Here is a 22777-nt window from a genome sequence, read left to right on the forward strand (position 1 = left end):
TCCGAGCCAGGAGCGGCCGCATGAGCAACGCCCCCGAACAGCACGGCGACAAGACCGAGAAGACCGAGATCCGGGCCGACGGGCTGCAGGATGCAGGTGGTCCGGCCCAGGGCTCGAAACCGGAGGCCGGCGGCTCCTACTCGGAAGGGGCGAAGGCGGGCGGCCAGGCGGCGCCGGAGCCGTCGGGGCTGCACGACCTGAAGGAGCGGCCGACCGCACCTCCGACGATCGCGTTCGAGCTCGACGGACAGCAGGTCGAGGCCGGCCCCGGCGAGACGATCTGGGCCGTCGCCAAGCGCCTCGGCACCCACATCCCGCACCTCTGCCACAAGCCCGAGCCCGGCTACCGTCCGGACGGCAATTGCCGCGCCTGCATGGTCGAGATCGAGGGCGAGCGCGTGCTGGCCGCCTCGTGCAAGCGCACGCCCGCCGTGGGCATGAAGGTCAAGACTGCGACCGAGCGCGCCACCAAGGCCCGCGCCATGGTGCTCGAGCTGCTCGTGGCCGACCAGCCCGAGCGCGAGACGTCGCACGACCCGACATCGCACTTCTGGGTGCAGGCCGACTTCCTCGACGTATCCGAGAGCCGCTTTCCCGCGGCCGAGCGCTGGACGGGCGACTTCAGTCACCCGGCCATGAGCGTCAATCTCGACGCCTGCATCCAGTGCAACCTCTGCGTCCGGGCCTGCCGCGAAGTGCAGGTCAACGACGTCATCGGCATGGCCTACCGCTCGGCTGACGCCAAGATCGTGTTCGACTTCGACGACCCGATGGGCGGCTCGACCTGCGTGGCCTGCGGCGAGTGCGTCCAGGCGTGTCCGACCGGCGCGCTGATGCCGTCCGCCTATCTCGACGCCGAGCACAAGACCCGGACGGTCTATCCCGACCGCGAGGTGACCTCGCTGTGCCCTTATTGCGGCGTCGGTTGCCAAGTCTCCTACAAGGTGAAGGACGAGAAGATCGTCTACGCCGAGGGCGTCAACGGACCGGCCAACCATAACCGGCTCTGCGTGAAGGGTCGCTTCGGCTTCGACTACGTCCACCATCCCCACCGCCTGACGGCGCCGCTGATCCGCCTGGACAACGTCAAGAAGGACGCCAACGACCAGGTCGATCCGGCCAACCCATGGACGCACTTCCGCGAGGCGACCTGGGAGGAGGCGCTCGACCGCGCCGCCGGCGGCCTCAAGACGGTTCGTGACACGCATGGCGCCAAGGCGCTGGCCGGCTTCGGCTCCGCGAAAGGCTCGAACGAGGAGGCCTACCTCTTCCAGAAGCTGGTGCGGCTCGGGTTCGGCTCGAACAACGTCGATCACTGCACGCGGCTGTGCCACGCCTCGTCGGTGGCGGCCCTCATGGAGGGGTTGAACTCGGGCGCCGTGTCGGCGCCGTTCTCGGCGGCGCTCGATGCCGAGGTCATCATCGTGATCGGCGCCAACCCGACCGTGAACCACCCGGTCGCTGCGACCTTCCTCAAGAACGCGGTGAAGCAGCGCGGCGCCAAGCTGATCGTCATGGACCCGCGCCGGCAGGTGCTGTCGCGGCACGCCTATAAGCACCTCGCGTTCAAGCCCGGCTCGGACGTGGCCATGCTCAACGCGATGCTCAACGTGATCATCGAGGAGCGGCTCTACGACGAGCAGTACATCGCCGGCTACACCGAAAACTTCGAGTCTCTGAAAGAGAAGATCGTCGAGTTCACGCCGGAGAAGATGGCTTCGGTCTGCGGCATCGACGCGGAGACCCTGCGCGAGGTCGCCCGGCTCTACGCCCGCGCCAAGTCCTCGATCATCTTCTGGGGCATGGGCATCAGCCAGCACGTTCACGGCACGGACAACTCGCGCTGCCTGATCGCCCTGGCCCTCATCACGGGTCAGATCGGGCGCCCCGGCACCGGCCTGCATCCGCTGCGTGGACAGAACAACGTCCAGGGCGCGTCCGACGCCGGCCTGATCCCGATGGTCTACCCGGATTACCAGTCGGTCGAGAAGGCCGCGGTGCGGGAGATGTTCGAGGAGTTCTGGGGTCAGAAGCTCGACCCGCAAAGGGGCCTCACCGTCGTCGAGATCATGCGCGCGATCCACGCCGGCGAGATCAAGGGCATGTTCGTCGAGGGTGAGAACCCGGCGATGTCGGACCCGGACCTCAACCACGCCCGGCACGCGCTGGCGATGCTCGACCACCTCGTCGTACAGGACCTGTTCCTGACGGAGACCGCCTTCCACGCCGACGTGGTGCTGCCGGCCTCCGCCTTCGCCGAGAAGGCCGGCACCTTCACCAACACCGACCGGCGCGTGCAGATCTCGCAACCGGTGGTGTCGCCGCCGGGCGACGCGCGGCAGGATTGGTGGATCATTCAGGAACTGGGGAAGCGCCTCGGCCTGCCCTGGAACTACGGCGGCCCGGCCGACATCTTCCGCGAGATGGCCATGGTGATGCCGTCGTTCAACAACATCACCTGGGAGCGCCTGGAGCGCGAGGGCGCTGTGACCTACCCGGTCGACGCGCCGGACAAGCCGGGCAACGAGATCATCTTCTACGCCGGCTTCCCCACGGAGAGCGGGCGCGCGAAGATCGTCCCGGCCGCCGTGGTGCCCCCGGACGAGTTGCCGGACGACGACTACCCGATGGTCCTGTCGACCGGCCGCGTGCTGGAGCACTGGCACACCGGCTCGATGACCCGGCGCGCCGGCGTCCTCGATGCGCTGGAGCCCGAGGCGGTCGCCTTCATGGCACCGAAGGAGCTCTACCGGCTCGGGCTGGAGCCCGGCGATACCATGAAGCTGGAGACGCGCCGCGGCGCCGTTCATCTGAAGGTGCGCTCCGACCGCGACGTGCCGGTCGGCATGATCTTCATGCCGTTCTGCTACGCCGAGGCCGCGGCCAATTTGCTGACGAACCCGGCGCTCGATCCCATGGGCAAGATCCCCGAGTTCAAGTTCTGCGCGGCCCGGGCCTCCGCCGTCCACGCGACGCCCATGGCCGCCGAGTAGGCGGCTCGACCTCCGGCGGCACGCATGAGCGTGCCGCCGGACCTCAAGGCGAGCCGTTCCATGGCAGATAGCTCTCGAGGCTGGCAGGCGTCCCGACGCGAAACGGCATCCTCGATCATCCCGACGAGGGCCAAGACCGGTCGTCTCGTTCGACCAGGGTTGATCCGCCTCGTCGCGAATCGGCGGATGCCGATTATGCGATCCTGATCGGGTCGGTCAGGGGCACGCAGCCTGCGACAAGGCCGGCAAGCCAAGCGCTCGTCACGAGGTTCCAGCGGCCGGCGAGAAGCCCAGATCGCGCAAAGCCGCGGCCGTTTCTGGCTCGCCGAGCAATCTCAGGAAGGCCGCAAGCGCCGGCATCCCCTTGCTGTGCTCGCGATATGCAAGGTCGTACTCTTCTTCCGTCAGCGGACGGAAGCCCAGCCCATAGGCATCCGCGACGCTCGCTATGGCGACGCCCCAATCCGCCCTGCCTTGCGAGACCGCCGCGGCCACGGCGTTGTGCGAGCGTGGCTGATTCCAGAAGCCCGCCGGCCGGGCACCGTTCAGGAGCCCGTCGACGAGCAGGCGCGTGCCCGATCCGGCGTTGCGGTTGACCATCACGGCGTCGGGGTCCGAGAGCGCCGCGATGATCGCGTCCGCGGCCTCCCGGCCTTCGAACCTGACGTCGCCGCGGCGAAACACGATCCCCTGAAGGCGGCGCCAACCGGGCGCGAGGGACATCCCCTCGGCGAGGAACGGGGAATTGTACCGGCCCGTCTCGGGATCGAAGAGGTGCATGGCGGCGACATCGCATTCGCCGCGTCGCAGGGCGGCGAGGCCGCCGGCCGACCCGACCCAGATGGTGCGGGCGCGGTAGCCACGCTCCGCGAGCAGGCCGACCACCCGGTCCAGACCGATGCAATGGCTGCCGACGATCGTCAGGTCGGGCGCCCGAACGCCGGCGCCCAGGCGGATTACGGCGACGTCCTCTCCGGCCTCGACGCCTGCGCGCGCGGCTGGAACCGCGAAGAATCCGTCCGCCTGCGAGAAGGCGGTGACCGAGCCCGAGCCCTTCGGCAGCGGCAGGGCGATCGTCCCCTCGGGACCGCGGGCGAGCGAGGTCATCACGAACTCGGTGCGACCCAGTTCGGAGGCCACCCGCTGGGACACGCGCGCCGCAATCGTTTCGTCTTCCCGCGGTGGCAACCCGGCAAGCGCCCGCACGAACGGAACCACGAAGTCGTGGAAGGTGAACATCGCGGAGGTGGGGAATCCCGGCAGGACGATGATCGGCTTTCCTTGAGCCACCGCTACGCAGAGGGGCTTCCCGGGCTTCAGGGCCACGCCGTGGAACAGGATTCCCGGCTCGCCGAGGCGGGACAGGACCCGGTGCGAAACGTCGCCGGCGCCTTTGGACGTGCCCCCCGAGAGCACGACGAGGTCGCTGTCTCGCAGGGCGGAGCGCAGCGCTCCCTCAAGGACGGCGGCATCGTCGCGCACGATCCCGAGCCGAACCGGTTCCCCGCCGTTCTCGGTCACCGCGGCCGCGATGATCGGGCCGTTCGAATCGTAGATCGCGCCTTCAGGCAGGCTGTCGCCCGGTGCGACGAGCTCGTCCCCCGTGGACAGGACCGCGACGCGCGGGAGTCTGGTGACGTCGACGGCCGCGAGGCCGCACGCGGCCAGCATGCCGACTTCGCGGGCGGTGATCCGCGTTCCCTTGCGCAGCACCGTTTCGCCGCGTGCCATGTCAGCCCCGGCATATCCGACGAACTGCGCCGGCCGAACCGCGGTCAGAACATCGACGGCGAGGCTCCCGGCGTCGAACTCCGAGTGCTCGACCATCACCACGGCGTCCGCGCCGCGGGGGATCATGCCGCCGGTGGAGATCGGTGTCGCCGTTCCCGGCTGGACGACGACGGTCGGCGCCACGCCGCAGGCAAGGATCTCGTGGTTCAGCGTGAGACGCCGCGGGCTCGCCGGCCCGGCTCCCTCCGTGTCCGTCGCGCGCAGGGCGAACCCGTCGACCAGGGAACGATCGAAGGGCGGGACGTCCATCGGGGAGGCGACGTCGCGGGCGAGCACGCGCCCGAGCGCGTCTTCCAACGGCACCGTCTCGGAAGGCAGGAGCGTGTGCGGGACCGCCGCCCGGAATTTCGCGAGCGCATCGTCCCGGCTCATCACCCTGAGGAATTGCTCCTGGCTTGAGGCCGCGGCGATGCGCTCGGCGAAATCCGTGCCCTCGTCATGGTCCGCGTCGGCGCTCACAGGGGCCAAACCTCCGCCGCCTCGCCAGCCCGGAAGCCTTCGCTCTCCGGCTCGACCACGATGATCCCGTCCGCCTGCACCAACCGACTGAGCGGAAGGCCGGCCCCGCCGAGTGGCTCGACGCCATCCGATCCCCTTCGGACGAAGACGACCTCGGACAAGCCGATCGACGAGACGATCTTCCGGACGAGGACATGCCGCCGAGGGAGGCGGTCCCGCGCGCCGGCAAGCCTCGCGATGAGAGGACGGCCGAGCGCCAAGAACGCGGCGAGCGCCGCCTCGGGGCGCCCGGGCACCAATAGAACCGGCCTGCCGGGAGCGGAGCCGACGGCGGTGGTCTCCCCGGGGCGCATCGCGATGCCGTGCGCGCGGACTTCTCCGGCGCGGGCAAGGGCCGCCGCGCTGTGGTCCGAGCGGCCGAAACCGCTACCTCCGATCACCAGAACCGCGTCTGCCGTACCGCCGCGGATCGCCTCGACGATGTCCCCGACGTCCCGAGCGCGAACGCCCTCGGTCGCCCCGCCTGCCCGCGCGATCAGACGCCTGAGCAGGGGCGACACGGTATCGAGGCTGGACGCCCCCGCGGTGACGACCCGCACGAGTGGCTGACGGACGTCTAAAGCCTTCAGGCCGACCGCCTCCAGGACGAGCAGGTGAAGGGGCTCGATCTGTGTGCCCGCCTCGATCAGCGTCTGGTTGCCAGCGACGTCGTCGCCCGCCCCGGACACGCCTTCCCGCGTGGCGATGTCCGCGAGGACCATGCCGTCCGCAAATCCCTCCGGGGGCAGAACGGCATCGGTGCCGGCAGGCAGCGGCTGTCCCGCTTCGACCCAGGGCGGTGATCGCGCCAGGAAGATCGGCGCGTAGGCCGACGCGCCTCCCACCGAAGCGGCCTCGACGGCGAAGCCGTCTCGCATGGCCGTCATGCCCACGGGCAGGGCGGAGCGCGCGACGACCGCTCCTGCGGCGATGCGTCCAAGCGCCTCCGCGAGCGTAACGGTTGCGGGGGCGACCGGAGCAGCCTCGCCGCTCAGCAGGTTCGCCGCCTCCTTGAGCGGGATCAGCGCCGAGGACGCATGTCGGGTCATCGTGGCGGCGTTGCACCATCCGGGTTCGATGAGCAAGGGTCGGCATCGCGAACGGCCATCATCCACCCGATCGCGCATTCGAAAACCGGAGCTTTCAAGCCTGCTCTCGCGCTTCGCCAATCCGATGTCGGCGGCCACCGCCTTCGATCCCTGCTGCCACTCTCGCTCTTCCGCTCGAAGAAGGGGGCGGACGAGCTTATCCGGCGACGGCCCCGCAAGTGATCAGCCACGCCGGACCCACCCTCTTGGTGAGCGGGTAGCATCCTCAGCCGCTGCTGTACGGGCCACACGATTCCGCTCCAGCCGCAGCTCGGCTGTGTAGGTCGGTGAACGGATCGAGGCGGCGACCGTGCAGGACACGCTCTCGTCGGCGGTCTGACCGGTCGAGCCCGGCCGTCGCGCGCCCGCTCCGGCACGGCCTCGCCGCCTTGAAGGCCGGACCGGACGCGGCCAGCGGCGGCATGACTTGGTCCTGGCCTCCGACGAGGCCCCCTGGCGAACAGGTTCGCGCGCGAAGGTGCGCGCGCTCACAGCGTTGACGGAGAGCGATGGCCTCGTCGACCGTCCCGACGACACGACAACGGTCGCCGCCGACGATATGCTCATCCCCTATCCGCACGCGCGTCTCTGGTCGGCATGAGGGGTCCATGCCGCCGATCCCGCGTTTCGAGGCGGACTCATCGGGCAATCTTGCCATCCGTCTCGTCCCATTCCTGAGGACCGACCCAGACGCATGATTCAGACGCTCCTGGAAATCCTGTCCCGCCTGTTCAGCTTGGATCGCGACGTGCTGGCGATCGCGTGGCTGTCGCTGCGTGTCAGCCTCACTGCCGTCGGCATCGGCCTCGTGCTCGGCATACCCCTGGGGGCGTTCGTGGCTGTCGCCCGCTTTCCCGGACGCGGCGCTGCAATCGGCGTGCTGAATGCCTTCATGGGGCTGCCGCCGGTGCTCGTCGGCCTTGCGCTGTACCTCGTCCTTTCCCGCTCCGGTCCGCTCGGGCCGCTCGGCCTCCTGTTCACACCCGGCGCGATGATCGCCGCACAGGCGACGCTCGCGACACCGCTCGTCGCCGCCCTGACGCAGCAGGTCGTCGCCGACGCCCAGGTGCATCTCGGGGAGCAGTTGCGCTCCCTCGGGCTCTCCGCACCCCGTCAGGCCGCGGCGATGATCTACGACGTGCGCTTCTCCCTCGTGACCGCGGCGCTCGCCGCGTTCGGCCGGGCGATCTCGGAGATCGGAGCGGTCCTCGTCGTCGGCGGGAACATCGATGGGTATACCCGCACGATGACGACCGCGATCTCGCTGGAGACCCAGAAGGGCGATCTCAGCCTCGCCCTGGCGCTCGGCCTCGTGCTGATCGGCCTCATTCTGGTGGTGAACGTCGCCGTGGCCTGGCTCCGCCGGCACGCAGCGCGCGTGTATGGATGAGCGCGATGCCGGCCATCCGCCTCGAAGACGTGACCCTGTCCCTCGATGGGCGAACGGTGCTCGACCACCTCTGCCTGGAGGTCGCTGCGGGCAGCGTCACGGCCGTCATCGGCCCGAACGGAGCGGGCAAGAGCGTGACCCTCAGGGTCATCGACGGATTGCTGCGGCCCGACGGCGGAACGGTCCGCGTCGGCCCGCACCGGCGGGCCTTCGTGTTTCAGCGGCCCGCGCTGATCCGGGCAACCGCGGCCGCGAACATCACCCTGGCTCTCGGAGGCCTGCCCCGTGCTGCGCGCGCGGCGCGGGTGGAGGAGGCGCTCGCCCGCGTCCGCCTCTCGGAGCGCGCACGCGATGCCGCGACGCGGTTCTCCGGCGGCGAGCAGCAGCGGCTCGCGCTGGCCCGCGCCTGGGCGGTCGGACCCGACCTGCTTCTCCTCGACGAGCCGACCGCGAACCTCGACCCTGCTTCGACCGAGATCGTCGAGGGATTGGTGTCCGCGATGGCGCGGGCGGGCACCACGGTGGTGCTCGTCTCACACAATCTCGGGCAGGTGGGCCGCCTCGCCGACACGGTGATCGTGCTGGCCTCCGGTCGCGCCGTCGAGCAAGGTCCATCCCGCCAGATCCTGTTCTCGCCCCGCACCTCCGAGGCGCGGGCCTACCTCGCTCGGGAGTTGCCGTGGACCCCTTTCGTCGCCGCTTCCTGACCCTGGGGTTGGCCGCGCTCCTGAGCGCGGCCGGCCTCCTGCGGTCGTCCCACGCCGAACCGACCTCGATCATCGTCGCCTCGACGACCTCGACCGAGCAGTCCGGCTTGTTCAAGCACATCCTTCCGCTCTTTCGGGAAGCGTCCGGGATCGACGTGAAGGTTGTCGCTCTCGGCACGGGCCAGGCGCTCGACGCCGCGCGCCGCGGCGATGCCGATGTGGTGCTGGTCCACGACCGCCCGGCCGAGGACAAGTTCCTGGCCGAGGGCTTCGCGAAGAGGCGCTACGACGTGATGTACAACGATTTCGTGCTGATCGGCCCGGCCTCCGATCCGGCCGGCGTGCGCGGCCTGGGCGTGCGTGAGGTCTTCGCCAAGCTCGCGGCCAGCAAGGCCGCGTTCGTATCGCGCGGCGACCGCTCGGGCACCCACAGCGCCGAGCTGCGCAGCTGGAAGGAGGCGGGCGTCGATCTCGCGGCCGTGCGTGGCCCTTGGTACCGCGATGTCGGCCAGGGCATGGGCGCCGCGCTCAATACGGCCTCAGCCCTCGGTGCCTATATCCTCGCCGACCGGGGGACGTGGCTCGCTTTCAAGAATCGCGCCGATTTGGTCATCCTGGTTCAGGGGGACTCGAGCCTGTTCAATCCCTACGGCGTGATGCTGGTGAACCCCGACAGACACCCTGGCGTGAAGGCGCAGCAAGGACAGGCCTTTATCGACTGGCTCGTCTCACCGGAGGGGCAGCGGGCGATCGCGAGCTACACGATCGGCGGCGAACAGCTGTTTTTCCCGAGCGCCGGCGCGCATGTGACGCGCTGACCCGGTTTCCGCGCGTCGGAAGGCCGGACTGGCGTCGACGCGCTTTATCGAGGGGCCTCAGGCAGTGTGGAGGAGGTCGGCTCCTGGTGGCGGAAACCCGACCCTTGGTGTCGTCCCCGAACGCCCGAGAACGGTCGCTTTCAGATCGTCCGTCCGGCGGTATGGAACCTCGAAAGCCGTCCGGGGAACGTCCAATTCCAGGCGCGCCGGACGTCATTTTCTGAGCGGCACGCCCTTGGTGGTGAAACGCGGCGCGCCCGGATGGCGCGTGGGGTGAGGCTGACCTCGCGCCTTGCCGAGGCCCGTTCCGGGCGGCTGCGAGAAGGGCACGAGCTGATCCGGCCTCGGCCCGATGAGGTCGGCCCGGCCCATCTCACGCAACGCCTCGCGCAGCAGGGGCCAGTTCTCGGGGTCGTGATAGCGCAGGAACGCCTTGTGCAGGCGGCGCTGCCGCATCCCCTTGATTGCCTCGACTGGCTCGCTGCCGCCGCGCCGCACGCCCTGCAGCGGGTTGATCTCGGTGTGGTACATGGTCGTGGCGGTCGCCATCGGCGAGGGCAGGAAGGTCTGCACCTGGTCGGCGCGGTAATCGTTCTTCTTGAGCCAGAGCGCGAGGTTCATCATGTCCTCGTCGGTCGTGCCCGGATGCGCCGCGATGAAATACGGGATCAGGTAGTACTTCTTGCCGGCCTTCTTGGCAGCGGCGTCGAACATCTCCTTGAAGCGGTCGTAGGTGCCGATGCCTGGCTTCATCATCAGGTCGAGGGGGCCGCGCTCGGTGTGCTCGGGGGCGATCTTCAGACGCCCGCCGACATGGTGGGTCACGAGCTCCTCGACGTATTCGGGGCTCCGGACCGCGAGGTCGTAGCGCACCCCCGACGCCACCATCACCTTCTTGACGCCCTCTACCTCGCGGACCTTGCGATAGAGCCGGATCAGGTCGTCGTGCGAGGTATTCAGGTTGGGGCAAATGTCCGGAAAGACGCAGGACGGCAGCCGGCAGGCCGCCTCGATCTTCGGGTCCTTGCAGGCCATCCGGTACATGTTCGCCGTCGGGCCGCCGACATCCGAGATCACGCCGGTGAAGCCCGGCGTCTTGTCGCGGATCCGCTCGATCTCGCGCAGGATCGAGCCTTCCGAGCGGTTCTGGATGACGCGGCCCTCGTGCTCGGTGATGGAGCAGAAGGTGCAGCCGCCGAAGCAGCCGCGCATGATCGTCACGGAGAACTTGATCATGTCCCAGGCGGGGATCTTCGCGTCGCCGTAGGAGGGATGGGGCGCGCGGGCGTAGGGCAGATCGTAGACCGCATCCATCTCCTCGCTGGAGAGCGGGATCGGCGGCGGGTTCAGCCACAGGTCGCGGTCGCCGTGGCGCTGGACGAGGGGACGGGCGTTGCCGGGGTTGGCCTCCCGGTGCAGCACCCGCGAGGCGCGGGCATAGGCCTCCTTGTCCTCCTTGACCTCGTCGTAGGCAGGAAGCCGGATGACGGTCTCGCCGGGGCGGCGGCTGGCCGCCTCGTCGGCCGAATCGAGATCGTCGGCGGGCAGCTCGGTGTAGTGCTCGGGCACCCGGCGGAACAGGGCGACGCCCCGGACGGAGTCGAGGGCGTGCGGGGCCTCGCCGGCCGCGAGGCGGTTCGCCACCTCGACCACGGCGCGCTCGGCATTGCCGTAGAGGAGCAGGTCGGCCTTCGCATCCGCCAGGATGGAGCGGCGCACCTTGTCGGACCAGTAATCGTAGTGGGCGATGCGGCGCAGGGAGGCCTCGATGCCGCCGAGGATGATCGGCACGTCCTTGTAGGCCTCGCGGCAGCGCTGCGTGTAGACGATGGTCGAGCGGTCCGGCCGCCGGCCGCCTTCTCCACCGGCCGTGTAGGCGTCGTCGTGGCGGAGACGACGGTCGGCCGTGTAGCGGTTCACCATCGAATCGAGATTGCCGCCGGTGACGCCGAAGAACAGCGTCGGCCGGCCGAGCACCTTGAACGGCTCCGCCGTTTGCCAGTCGGGCTGCGCGATGATGCCGACCCGGAACCCCTGCGCTTCGAGCAGCCGGCCGATGATCGCCATGCCGAAGCTCGGATGATCGACATAGGCGTCGCCCGTCACCAGGACGATGTCGCAGGCGTCCCACCCGAGCCTGTCCATCTCGGCGCGACTCATGGGCAGGAACGGCGCCGCCTTCCTGGGACGAGGCAGCGGGGAGACGAGAGGAGCCAAGGATCGGCTCGCGGAAGCTTGGAGGTCCATGGGGGCCGTGCATAGACCGCCCAGGCCGCGATCTCAACGAAGAGCAGGGGCGCCGGGAACCGCGAACGCATCGAGGCGGCTGAGACTCGGTTTCAATCTGCGCCAGGAGCGGAACGCCGGCACGATTTCAGAAGCGAGCGTCTCTTGCCGGACGATGTCTTTCCTCCAGTCGTGTTTGCGTGATGTCCGCGCATGGGCATCGAAGACTGCGAGTCATACGGCGAGGTTGCCTCGGAAGAAGTCTCTCCGCTCTTGCGGCGAGCCCAATCCGAACCACAGAGAGGACCGCTTTTCAGGGGGCAGGCCACGCGCCCGTTGCCCGAGGCCGCCCCCCAATGCCGAATAAAGAATGGGGCCCCTTTTCAAAGCTGCCCAACCGCGAGCGCGCAAGCAGCCGGGCCTGGACCAGCCAGACGAGCAGCTCGGCGCACCCACGACCGCACCCTCAGCGTCGGCCACAGACGCGCCAATGCGCAAGGCTAACCCGGCGGGAGGCGATTACATCGATTGCAAGATCACCAGGCGCAGGTTGACTGGGCAAGCTGGTGCTTCCGTTTCAGCCAAGCACGATGCACTCGAGGGTGTGCAATCCGGCCCGAGCTCACGGAGCATATGTCGACGCGAGCGATCCCACTGTATCAGCGTAACAACGCCGCGTCGCGTCCGCCGACGTCCGTTCAGATCCGAGGGCTGTGTTGGGGCCTACGCTGGGGCCAAAATGCTAAAGGCCTGAGAAAACGTAATAAATCTAAGCGATTATCGGACGCGAGTGGCGGAGAGGGGGGGATTCCCGCCCGCCTTCCAGAAAAACGTTGCCGGGCAATGACTTAGACCGCCGGGCATGAAATTGTGTGTACCACCAAAATGGCCTATCGGATGCTTGCCGACAAGAGGCTGCAGGCCCATCCCTGCATCGGTCTGGGGACGGTTGCGATGACGGCGCCAAACCGCCCAGGGTTTGGTGCAAGCGCAGGTGGTGGATGCCGCACCGAGTTCCTCCGGTGACTTCCCTCCTGTCCCTGTTCGGCCCCCGGAATTTGGTTCAGACGACTCCTGCGATAGCGATCCCGAGTTGCTGAGGCCCCCGCAGTGAGGCGCCTGGCCGGTAGGGCGGCGGGTTCTGGAGAAGGCGTGGGCACACGAGCCTGCGGCTCAGTGCGACGAGGGCAATCTCGGCCTCGATCCGCGCGAGCGGCGCACCGATGCAGTAATGCAGGCCGCCACCGAAGCCGAAGTGCTGGTTATCCTCACGGTCGGGGTCGAAGCGGTCGGGTTCGGGAAAGCGAGCGGGGTCGCGGTTGCCGGCGGCGAAGACCAGGATCACGGGCGCGCCTTTCGGGATGGTCTCGCCGGCGATCTCGATAGCCCCAAGCGCCTTTCGGGTCCGGAAGTGCACCGGCGGATCGAAGCGCAGAAGTTCCTCGATCAGCCGCGGCGCCCGCTCGGGATCGGCCCGCAGCCGCTCCAACTCGTGAGGGTGACGCAGGAGCTGAAGCATCCCGTTGGTGATGAGGTTCACCGTGGTCTCGTGGCCGGCCACCAGCAACAGGACGGCGGTGGCGATCAGGTCAAAGTCGCCCATCCGCTTGCCTCCGGCGGAGGCCGGGGCGGCAAGCCCGCTCAGCATGTCGTCGGCCGGGCGGCGTCGCTTCTCACGGATCAGGTCGCGCATGTAGGCGGAAATCTCATCGAAGGCCGCCACCGTCCTGTGTCGGCCCGCCTCATCGTGGCGAGCGTCCGGCTCTATGGCGGTGGCGAGTTGCGTCGCCCAGGCCTGGAACCGCGGCTCGTCCGCCTCCGGCACGCCGAGAAGCTCGCAGATCACCGTGACCGGGAGGGGGTAGGAGAAGTCATCCACGAGGCAGATCCAGTCGCGTCCACGACACGCGTCGATGAGCCTGTCCACCTCGCGCACGATGCCTTCACGCAGCGCGTTCACCCGCCCCACCATGAACTGGCGCATCACGAAGCGTCTCAAGGTGTCGTGGTCCGGAGGGTCACGGAAGATCAGCGGGCGATGCGCGCTTACGATCCGGTTCTTGATCGGGTTGAGGAACCAATCTCGAAGCGGGTTCCCGGTGTGAGGGCGTCGAGACGGCGGCAGGTCCTCTGAGCTGAGACGGGGGTCGAAGATCAGGCTCCGGATCGCCGCGTGCGAGCTCACGACGTAGCTTCCATCGCGCTGTCGGGAGACCGGGTTCTCCCTCAACCGCGCATAGAGTGGGTACGGGTCGGCGCGATTGTTCTGGTCGATGATCTCGGAGAACAGCGCATCCCGCTGTTCGGCGTGAGGACGGGCGTCAGGCATGTCGGGTTGCTGCCAAGTGCAGGCTCACCTGTCGGGTTGGCGGCTTCGTGGCCACCGAGCCTTCCATCACGAGCTCTCGGTCAATTCGTTCGGTCAGCCACCACTCGACGGCAGTGGCTTGAGATCTCCGAGCACGGTCGGGATCAGTTCGGACACGGTGGGATGGATCGGGACCGCCCATTGCAGGGTCGGCGCGGTCGCGCCCACGTTCATCATGTCGAGGATGCCGTGGACCGCCTCGTCACCGCCGGTGCCCAGGATCGCCGCGCCCAGGATGGCCTGGCTCTCGGCATCCACCAGCACCTTCATGAAGCCCTTGGTCTCGCCCTTCTCCACGGCCCGACCCACCCGCGTCATCGGCCGGGTGCCCATCAAAGCCGGGCGACCGCTCGCGCGCACCTCTGCCTCGCTCATCCCCACGCGTCCCAGCGGCGGGTCGATGTAGAGGGCGTAGCCGGGGATCCGATCGCTGACCCGGCGGCTCGCCCCGTCTAGCAGGTTGGCGGCTACGATTTCGAAGTCGTTGTAGGCGGTGTGGGTGAAGGCGCCTCGCCCGTTGCAATCGCCGAGCGCGTAGACGCCCGGCACGCTGGTCTGAAGGCCGTCGTCGACGGTGATGTAGCCGCGCGTGTCCGTGGCGATGCCGGCCGCCTCTAAGCCAAGGTCGTCCGTGTTGGGCCGGCGGCCCACCGCCAGCAGCACGTGAGTGCCCACAACCTCCGGCTCGCCCTCGGTGCAGTTCACCCCGACAGCGACGCCGTCGGCATGAGGCTCGAACCTGATGCACTCGGCGTTCAGCCTCAGGGCGATGCCCTCGTCTCGCAGGATGCCGGCGACCGCTTCGGAGATGTCCGGGTCCTCGCGGCCGATCAACCGCGGCCCCATCTCCACGACGGTGACCTTACTCCCGAACCGGCGGTAGGCTTGCGCGAACTCCAGCCCGATGTAGCTGCCGCCGACCACCACGAGGTGCTCCGGGATCGTGTCGAGCTGCAGCAGCGAGGTGTTGGTCAGGAACGGCACCGCGTCGATGCCAGGCATCTCAGGCACTCGCGCGCGGCCGCCCACGTTGATGAAGATCCGCTCGGCCTCCAGGATCTCGTCCCCAACCGCCACCGCGTGCGCCGACACGAAGCGGGTATGTCCGGTGAGGACGGTGCAGCCGGTCATGCCGCGCAGCCAAGTCTCGACATTGGCCCTTGCCCGGGCCGAGACACCCTGCTGACGCGCGGCGACTGCCTTGGCGTCGATGCCGACGCCACCCTGAAGCACGATGCCGTACTCGGCGGCCCGACGCGCGAGATGGGCGGCGTACGCGCTGGCGACGAGGGTCTTGGTCGGCATGCAGCCTGTGTTCACGCAGGTGCCACCGAAGAGCTTGCGCTCGATCACCGCCACGCGCTGGCCCGCGGCGGTGAGGCGCCCGGCCAGGGCCGGACCGGCCTGGCCCGCGCCGATCACGATGGCATCGAACCGTTGGCTCATCCCAGTGCTCCCAGCACGAGCGCGCCGGCGAGGATCGCGACGGCGTCCTCGATGAGCGCCGCCGGTCGGTCCTTGCCGAAGGATGCCGCGAGGCGTCCGCGTGCCTCGGCGCCCCCGAGAGTGCCTACCACGGCGCCGACGACGCCTGCCACAAGGCCACCGACGAGCTGGCCGGACGGGACACCGATGGCAGCCCCGGTCAGGGCGCCGCTGAGGAGTCGCGGGGCAAACTGCATCGGGACCTTACGGCTCGGGGTGCTTGGCAATTGGTCGGTGACGAACTCGATCAGGGCGAGCACCGTGAACACGTAGGGTGTGAACCGGTAGCCTAGGAAGGCGAGCCACGACCCGTCGAGGTTGAGCCAACCCAAGGCCGCAGCCCAACTCACGACCGCTGGGGCCGTGAAGGCGCGCAGGCCCGCGATGATACCGACGAGCAACGCCAGAAGATAAACGGTCACCGGTGATCTCCATCGCGGGGTAATTGCCAGGCAAGCCAAGGTCATGCCGGAGTTTGGGTGAGTGCCGCAGGAACATGCGGCACCGAATTCTTCGGGGAATGCCCGAAGCGGCTCAGCACAAGAAGAAGCCTCGATCCTCTCAGGCCCCGTTCAAAACGTCGGCGTGAGCGCGAGCGAACTCGCCGACCGTCATCGAACGCCTGCCTGTCAGCAGCTCGACATTGTTGTCCGCTCCGGACATCGCTCCGTGCTGGTACTCTTCCATCGCACCGCCGAAGTGCTGGACGATGTACGCAGGCACGCCCATCGCGGCGAGCGAGGCGCAGTATTCGTCGACTGGCAGATCCTGGAAGATGATCTTGCGTCCGAGCGCCTCGGACAGCTCGACAGCCATCTGCTCGTGGTCCATCTCGACGGGACCCGAGAGCGGAATGGTTTTGCCGATGTGGGCCGCGGGATCCTTCAGGAGCGCCGCGATGGCGCGACCCTGGTCGTCGGCGGCGATCGGCGAGTGCCGCCCTTTCCCCACCGGCATGCGCAGCACGCCCTGCCTCAGGTACGGGAGCTGCCACGGATAAAGCAGCCATTCGAGGAAGTAGGTCGGCCGCAGGTGGATCACCGGGACGCCGGACCAGTCGAAGACCTGCTCGGCGATGAAGGTGTCCCGGCAGGACTCGCTCTTCGAGTGGCGGTCGGCAGAGCGTTGCGAGAGGTTGACGATGGTCCCGACCCCCGCCTCCTTGGCGGCCTGGGCGAAGTTGACGGCGGCACTCAGGAGGCCTGGGGCGACCGGCCAGACGAAGTAGGCCGCGTCGACGCCCTCCATGGCGGTGCGGACGGTGTCGATCTCCTGCAGGTCGCCGACGACGACCTCGGCGCCTAGCTTCTCAAGCGCCTCGGAACGGGCGTCCTGCTTGTGGACCATTGCCCTGACGTAGAGACCGAGCTCGATGGACGACCTCACGGCGGCACGGCCGGTGTCCCCGGTGGCGCCCGTGATCAAGACCTTGCGTTGCATCGTCGGCATCCTTCTGCGTCCATGACCGGAACCGCGCGCCGCACCTCGATTGCGGAGGGGCGTTCACGTCAGCGGTGATCGCGTCCCTGCATGGACGCGGGCATCCTTGGGGAGTGACGCTCAGGCGTCGGCGTCCGGGCGGAGCCGGCTTGGCGGCACGACCGTGTCCACGCGTCCGGTCGCGACGTCGTAGACGACACCCGTGACGACGAGGCCGGCGGGCAGCCGCGGGTTGGCCTTTACCGCGGCCACGTCCAAGGCCACCGCCTTGTAGGGATCCGTGATGGCCAGGCCTTCGAGGGCGGCCTCGTCCACGCGCAGGTACTCCGCGATCTGGTCGGGCACGAGCCGGTACCCGATGTTGATGCCGCAGTCGGTGTGGTGGAGGACGATCAGGTTCCAGCCCTCGCCGATGTCCTTGCCGGCGCCCTGTGCGATCCTCCTGAGGATCGCCATCGTCTGGAGCGTCGTCATGTCGACGCGGCCGGCGACGTTGCGGATGACGACGGCCTCACCGGGAGCGAGATCGAAGACATCCACGGGATCGACCCGCGGGTCGACGCAGCCAACGATGATGGTCTTCTCGGACGGCAACATCTTGAGGCCCGAAGCGAACGTCCGCTCGGCGAAGGCTTTGTTGCGCTGCGTAAGCGTCTCCACGAAATCCATGATGTTTTCCTATTCGCGCGAGGGACCCGGTCGGCCGTTCACTTGGCCGGATTGTTCAGAAGCGTCCGGAGGGGGCTGATCGGGCCGAGCGGGATGAGCTGGAACTCCATCAGTCCAGCCGGGCCAAACGGAAGTTTTTCCAGGAGCGCCCTGGCCTCACCGGCTTCGGTGACGTTCATGAGGAACACGACGCCGCTCTGATCCTGCTTCACGAACCACTGGTCGATCTTGCCATCGAGGTAGAGGAGCACGGTCGCGCGCACCTCGTCAGGCAGCACCTTCTGCCAGTCCGCCGGGGTCGCCTTCGCCGTGAAGCTGCCAATGGCCAGGACCTTCGTCGTGGGAACGGGGGCCGGAGCCCGCGACGCCGCCGTCTCCGGTACGGTCACCCCCTGGGCGCGGGAAGTGCTGGGCAGGGCTGCCATAGCGAGGCCGCCGAGTAGCCAAGGGACCGGGCGAGTGAATAGGCGGCTCATGACAGCATCTCCGCGGCAACGAGGGCAGGCTCGTCGAGCTGCAGCCAGTGCCCGGCCGGGAGCAGGCTGAGGGATGCGTTCCTCAGGAAGGAGACGTACTCACGCGCGTGGTCGACGTTCAGGTAAGGGTCGTTCTCGCCCCAGATGACCTTCACCGGCACGTCGAGGTTGACGAGCTCCTGGACGCGCGCCGCGTTTCGTTCCAGCTCTTCGAAGAACTGCGCGGTCATTTGCACGAAGGCCGGTCCCGCGCCGTCCACGCGGAAGTTCCTGTCGATGACCGGACCGAGGAAGGCGTCGTAGTGCGCCCTGTGCTTGTCGGCGAGGTGCCGCTTGAACGCCTCGCGCTGGAATTTCACGACCCATCCGAACTGCTCCGGGCTCTGGATGAGAGCACCGGACAGCGCCCCGAGGCTTGGGGTCGCGAACAGGGTTATGAGTTCCGGCCATCTCGCGACCGGCGAGGAGGCGAAGGCGGCGTTGAGGATGACGAGGGCTGCGGTCCGGCCGGGATGCCCTAGCGCGAAGTTCAACGCCGCGGCACCGGAAGAGTCGTGCGCGACCGGGACGATTTGGTCCAACCCGAGCTGATCGACGACCGCTTCGAGGTCACCGAGTTGCTGCCGGAAGCTGTACGGTGCTCCGGCGGGCTTCTCCGACTGCCCGAAGCCCAGGAAATCGAAGGTCACCACTCGTCGGCCGGCTGCAACCAGATGGGGGACCAGGTCGTCGTAGATGTGCAGGTTGTCGGGGAACCCGTGCATCAGCACGAAGGCAGGGCCGTCACCTGCATAGTCACGAGCATGGATTTCACCCAGCGGACCGGTGATGCGGTGCTCAACAAAGGACGGCATCCCGGTTATGGGAGATGGTGACGTAAGCATCGCAACCCCTATGGCCTTGCTTGGTGTATGTGCAACATTAAGTACGAGATTCGGGACACCGCTGACGCAATCCACGTTTACCACGGAAAAACAAGCAGTAGAGGGGCGGTCGCGGCTTTTGTGTCAATTTTCCAGTCGAGGTGCGCAGCTTCAAATAAGCTTTTCCTTCGGACTTCGACTGATGTTAGATGCCGATTGCTTATATAACAGGACAAATAGCATAAAGTGCGAGCAAAACAACAATGGTACGTACAGCGTTGGTATATAGAATGTTGCGCCAAACGCCGATGGCTGAAAATCACCTCCGACCGTGCCCTTGTAGAATGCGAACAAGAGGTCGAGCGTTCCCCAAACATTAAAAACCCAGAGCGCAATGACTCCGATCAAGCGTTTCATAGTTGCGAGTGCAATCCAGGCAAGCACGACAGCGAGGAGATCTCCATATGCACTCGGAACAGCAAAGTCGTTGGAAAGCGTTACGCCCGCGACCCCTGGGATTAGGAAAGAAGCGCCAACGAAGCGAAAGAGATGGAGCATGATGAGCGGTCGAGCCGCCTCCATGAACGGTTTCCGGCTGACCCACGGCCAAACGTACGTCAAGCAGACCGCCGCCCACGCCATCAAGCCGAGTACGACGCTTAGGCCAAACAATGCGCGGTCATCCATTTGAATCTCCGTGACTACTAAGGCATTTCATATCGATAATTATTATTCCGGATCCGGAAATCAGTGCTTATTAGACAGAAATAATCATACTATTTCGATAGTAAATATTGTTTTTATACATATATTTGTCGAGTAAGCTTGGCTTGTGTCGAAGCTCTGAGTATTCATCATTTTTATCCGACATATTCGCCGAAAACACCATTGCAGTAGGCTAGGCCTGAGCTCGCGACGAAGCTAGCGACACGATCTGCCCTATGATGCATATACACTATCATTGGCAGGTCAAGAGACGCATCACCGAACCGATACAGCGCTACCCTACTCCAAAGGTCGGAATTTTCGCTCGTGAGACTTTGAATGCCTGCTCAGGCATACGTCGGCTTAGCCAGTATGCCATTGGCAATCGTCGTCACGGCTTCCGTGCCGACTTGGCCGAGCAACGCCTTGGCCGCTGCCTGGGCCTTCCGCCAAGCTGGTGTCGCCTGCATCAACAAGTCCATCCCGGCCTTTGTCAGAACCAGGGGTCTAGTTCGGCCCTGTGCCCGGGCCCGGTCTTCCTCAACCCAACCCTGTCCGATGATGACCTTGAGATTGCGCGACAAGGTCGACCGATCTTGATGATGATACCGCCCGATCTCCGACCGGCTCGCCGGTTCCAGCGTACCGATGACCACAAGCAGAACGAATTGCGCGGCGCCAATACCGAAAGGTTGGAGCGCCTCGTCATGGATCGCCGTGACGACGCGGGAGATCAGGCGCGTCCGCATCAGGACGCATGTGCTGCCAATCTCCTGGATGATATCCTTTCCGGGATCGGCAGCCTTCCTCTTCGCCATCGCCTCGATATGATGCACCTACACCATCAAGTCAAGGCCCCGTATCCCGATCAGCTGCGCAGCCTGCACGATGACGCTCCATGGCCGAATGGGACGGGTCACCACCTTATCGCAATCCTACATACGAGGCAGGCTGCGGCCTTCCCGCTTCTCCAGCATCAGGCCGCTGGCACCGGCAGCTATGCAGACCGCGGCAGTTACGAGAGTGGCGAGGTGAAATGCCTCTATCAGAGCTGCTCCGCGCGCAGACAGGATGCCCCCGATCAGGCTCGTGGCCACGAGACCGCCCGCACGGGCGACCGCGCTGTTGAACCCCGAGGCGGAGCCGCTGTGGCGCGCATCGACGGACCCGAGAACCGCGGTCGTCAGGGGCGCGACGGCGCAGGCCATGCCGAGCGCCGCGACGACCAGGCCGGGCAGCACCGTTGACCAGTAATCAGCGTCTGCGCCGGTACGCAGGAATAGCAGGAACCCGACCGCGACAACCAGTGGACCGGCAGTGAGTAGGGCTTTGGATCCGATGCGGCCAGCGAGGCCGCCGAGGACCGGTGAGCCAATGGCGATGACGAGCGGCAGCGGCAGCAGCGCCGCTCCGGCGGCCGTGCTCGAATACCCGAAAGCCTCGATCAAAACGTAAGGCAACAGGACGAGCATACCTCCGAGCGCCCCATAGAGAAGCAGCGTCAGGAGCGTGAGGCCGGCGAAGGTCCTGGTGCTGAACAGGGCGAGCGGCATCAAGGCCGAGTCGCCCAGATTCCGTTCCCACAGGACGAACGCGGCAAGGAACGCGACCCCGACGGCGAGAAGCGCCATCGCATCCAAATCGAAACCCCGACCGCTGGAGCCAAGGATGAGTCCCCAGGTCATCGCGCCGAGCCCGACGGTCGCGAGCCCCGCGCCACCGAGATCGAGATGGGCGTCATCGCTCGCTCGATCCGCTTCCATGTAGCGCCACGCCAGAAACGCGGCGCCCGCGGCGAAAGGCAGATTGACGAGGAACATCGCGCGCCAGCCGATCCCGTCGATGAGCCAGCCTCCGAGCACCGGTCCGATGGCAGCAGTTGCTGCGCCTGCCGCCGACCAGGTTCCGACCGCGCGACCACGCGCCTCCCCGGCAAACGAGGCGCCGAGGATGGCCAAGCTGTTCGGCAGGAGGAGCGCGGCGCCGCAGCCCTGCCCGACCCTGGCGGGGACCAGCGTCGCGAGGTTCGCCGCCAGGCCACAGGCGAGCGACGCGACCGCGAAAAGCAGGACGCCGAGGATCAATGTCCTGCGCCGTCCGATCCTGTCGCCGAGCGCCCCGCCGAGCAGAAGCAATGCGGTGAGCGGGAGAAGGTAGCCGTTGATCACCCATTGCAGGCCCGCTGCATTGCCGCCGAGGTCTTGGTCCAGCGCGGGTAACCCAACATTGACCACCGACCCGTCCACGAAGGCCAGGCTCGATGCGAGGATGCAGGCGGCCAGGATCAGCCGCGGGTGTCCCGTAGGCTCGCCCGAGCTCAAAGTCCGAGGCTTAGGCTGAGGCGGCGGGAGCAATGTGCGTTCCTCGATGCGGTTTCGCGATCAACGTCGGCATCCGCCCCCCGCTCGACCATTCGGCGGTGGCTTCGTTAGATCCATGATGTATATGCAGCATTATCGCTCGATCATGAAAAGGGTCTCTGCCATGGAATGCGCGAACGTACCCGCGGAGGTCTCCAGCGACCTCGTCGTGACTCAGACCCAGCTCATCTCAAAGGTGCTGACCGGCATCTATAACGAGGCATACCGACCCTTTGGCATCGATGCACCGCGGCTCATCCTGCTCTCGGTCATCCTCCGCATTGGCCCGGCGAGCCGCACGGAGATCGCGAACTTCAACCAGCAGGATCGCTCGACCCTGACACGCCACCTCAAACCCCTGCTGGCAGCAGGGTGGATCGAGGAGCGCAGACCTGACGGTGGGGCTCGGGCGCGACCCCTCGCTGTCACACCGCAGGGTAGGGAGCTGCTTCTCTCCACAATCCCCGCTTGGCGCGCCGCGCAGAAGCGGGCGTTAGCGTTGCTCGGCGAAGCAGGAGCCGCTGCCATCATGGAAATCAGTGACGGCCTGATGGACGCGTAGCGTGGATCGTTTCGCAGCCCCATCCAAGATAGGCCGCTGCTCGACGCCGATGGTATGCTGATCCAGCGTCCGATTGAGATCTCGCCGATCTTCCATAGGCGCATGATCAAACGGCCGCAGCGCACAGGCACCAGCGACATTGACGTCGCGATGGCCCGCGCGGGCCTGCCGGGAGCACAACAACTCAAGTTGCCCGTTGCGCGCCAATCGAGGATCTCGTGCAACTCCTTTCGGCGATGGGCCGAGTTTCTCCGCCGACGCGAGTTTCCCTGATCGGGTATCGGACCGAACGCTAGGTCGCCATGTTTGCGAGCGTGAAGTCTGTTCCGCTTCCCACC

The 22777-nt window shown here is 67.0% G+C and carries 18 protein-coding genes; 5 read left to right on the top strand and 13 right to left on the bottom strand.

The annotated features are described in order from the left end of the window. Nucleotides 1-20: 20 nt before the first annotated feature. Entirely contained in the window at nt 21-2993 is a 2973-nt protein-coding gene (gene fdhF, locus ACS5RC_RS02815; protein WP_478342290.1) for a formate dehydrogenase subunit alpha, read from the top strand. 261 nt (nt 2994-3254) lie between these two features. On the opposite strand, the gene ACS5RC_RS02820 is transcribed toward fdhF, so the two are convergent. Next, nucleotides 3255-5243: a molybdopterin biosynthesis protein gene (locus tag ACS5RC_RS02820; RefSeq protein WP_478342291.1), complete on the bottom strand. Its 1989-nt coding sequence runs from the start codon at nt 5241-5243 to the stop codon at nt 3255-3257. Continuing rightward, complete coding sequence (locus ACS5RC_RS02825; protein ID WP_478342654.1) at nt 5240-6331, bottom strand: molybdopterin-binding protein; 1092 nt, start codon at nt 6329-6331, stop codon at nt 5240-5242. The genes ACS5RC_RS02820 and ACS5RC_RS02825 overlap by 4 nt, the downstream gene beginning before the upstream one ends. Nucleotides 6332-7064: 733 nt before the next feature. Between ACS5RC_RS02825 and ACS5RC_RS02830 the strand changes: the two genes are divergently transcribed. From ACS5RC_RS02830 to ACS5RC_RS02840, 3 genes are read left to right on the top strand one after another with little or no spacing between them, the layout of a single operon-like run. Further along, on the top strand, nt 7065-7760 hold the full coding sequence (locus ACS5RC_RS02830; protein ID WP_478342292.1) for an ABC transporter permease: 696 nt from the start codon (nt 7065-7067) through the stop codon (nt 7758-7760). Further along, nucleotides 7757-8467 (top strand): ABC transporter ATP-binding protein, encoded by a 711-nt coding sequence (locus ACS5RC_RS02835; protein ID WP_478342293.1) that lies wholly within the window; start codon nt 7757-7759, stop codon nt 8465-8467. The genes ACS5RC_RS02830 and ACS5RC_RS02835 overlap by 4 nt, the downstream gene beginning before the upstream one ends. Beyond that, nucleotides 8440-9285, top strand: coding sequence for an ABC transporter substrate-binding protein (locus tag ACS5RC_RS02840; protein WP_478342294.1), 846 nt, complete (start codon nt 8440-8442; stop codon nt 9283-9285). Before ACS5RC_RS02835 ends, ACS5RC_RS02840 begins: the two co-directional genes overlap by 28 nt. 213 nt (nt 9286-9498) lie before the next feature. Here the strand turns inward: ACS5RC_RS02840 and ACS5RC_RS02845 are convergent, their stop codons facing one another. The 11 genes from ACS5RC_RS02845 to ACS5RC_RS02895 form a co-directional block, all read right to left on the bottom strand. Next, the gene (locus ACS5RC_RS02845) at nt 9499-11532 is read right to left on the bottom strand and encodes a YgiQ family radical SAM protein (protein WP_478342295.1); all 2034 of its coding nucleotides are present in this window, start codon (nt 11530-11532) and stop codon (nt 9499-9501) included. Between the two features lie 1042 nt (nt 11533-12574). Next, the gene (locus ACS5RC_RS02850) at nt 12575-13840 is read right to left on the bottom strand and encodes a cytochrome P450 (RefSeq protein WP_478342296.1); all 1266 of its coding nucleotides are present in this window, start codon (nt 13838-13840) and stop codon (nt 12575-12577) included. 93 nt (nt 13841-13933) lie between these two features. Beyond that, nucleotides 13934-15325, bottom strand: a complete 1392-nt coding sequence (locus tag ACS5RC_RS02855; protein WP_478342297.1) for an FAD-containing oxidoreductase — start codon at nt 15323-15325, stop codon at nt 13934-13936. Then, nucleotides 15322-15786 (bottom strand): DUF4126 domain-containing protein, encoded by a 465-nt coding sequence (locus ACS5RC_RS02860; protein WP_478342298.1) that lies wholly within the window; start codon nt 15784-15786, stop codon nt 15322-15324. The genes ACS5RC_RS02855 and ACS5RC_RS02860 overlap by 4 nt, the downstream gene beginning before the upstream one ends. A 139-nt stretch (nt 15787-15925) precedes the next feature. Continuing rightward, on the bottom strand, nt 15926-16804 hold the full coding sequence (locus tag ACS5RC_RS02865; protein WP_478342299.1) for an NmrA family NAD(P)-binding protein: 879 nt from the start codon (nt 16802-16804) through the stop codon (nt 15926-15928). A gap of 120 nt (nt 16805-16924) precedes the next feature. After that, nucleotides 16925-17473 (bottom strand): carbonic anhydrase, encoded by a 549-nt coding sequence (locus ACS5RC_RS02870; RefSeq protein WP_478342300.1) that lies wholly within the window; start codon nt 17471-17473, stop codon nt 16925-16927. A 38-nt stretch (nt 17474-17511) separates the two neighbouring features. Continuing rightward, nucleotides 17512-17949 (bottom strand): hypothetical protein, encoded by a 438-nt coding sequence (locus ACS5RC_RS02875; RefSeq protein ID WP_478342301.1) that lies wholly within the window; start codon nt 17947-17949, stop codon nt 17512-17514. After that, nucleotides 17946-18803: an alpha/beta fold hydrolase gene (locus tag ACS5RC_RS02880; RefSeq protein WP_478342302.1), complete on the bottom strand. Its 858-nt coding sequence runs from the start codon at nt 18801-18803 to the stop codon at nt 17946-17948. Before ACS5RC_RS02880 ends, ACS5RC_RS02875 begins: the two co-directional genes overlap by 4 nt. A 180-nt stretch (nt 18804-18983) precedes the next feature. Continuing rightward, nucleotides 18984-19499: a hypothetical protein gene (locus ACS5RC_RS02885; RefSeq protein ID WP_478342303.1), complete on the bottom strand. Its 516-nt coding sequence runs from the start codon at nt 19497-19499 to the stop codon at nt 18984-18986. 365 nt (nt 19500-19864) lie between these two features. Beyond that, nucleotides 19865-20353, bottom strand: a complete 489-nt coding sequence (locus ACS5RC_RS02890) for a MarR family winged helix-turn-helix transcriptional regulator (protein WP_478342304.1) — start codon at nt 20351-20353, stop codon at nt 19865-19867. Nucleotides 20354-20452: 99 nt separating this feature from the next. Beyond that, nucleotides 20453-21838 (bottom strand): DHA2 family efflux MFS transporter permease subunit, encoded by a 1386-nt coding sequence (locus ACS5RC_RS02895; protein ID WP_478342305.1) that lies wholly within the window; start codon nt 21836-21838, stop codon nt 20453-20455. Nucleotides 21839-21953: 115 nt separating this feature from the next. On the opposite strand from ACS5RC_RS02895, the gene ACS5RC_RS02900 reads away from it, so the two are divergent. Continuing rightward, entirely contained in the window at nt 21954-22439 is a 486-nt protein-coding gene (locus tag ACS5RC_RS02900; protein ID WP_478342306.1) for a MarR family winged helix-turn-helix transcriptional regulator, read from the top strand. Nucleotides 22440-22777: the final 338 nt, after the last annotated feature.

This window comes from Methylobacterium sp. HJ2, from assembly GCF_056431005.1.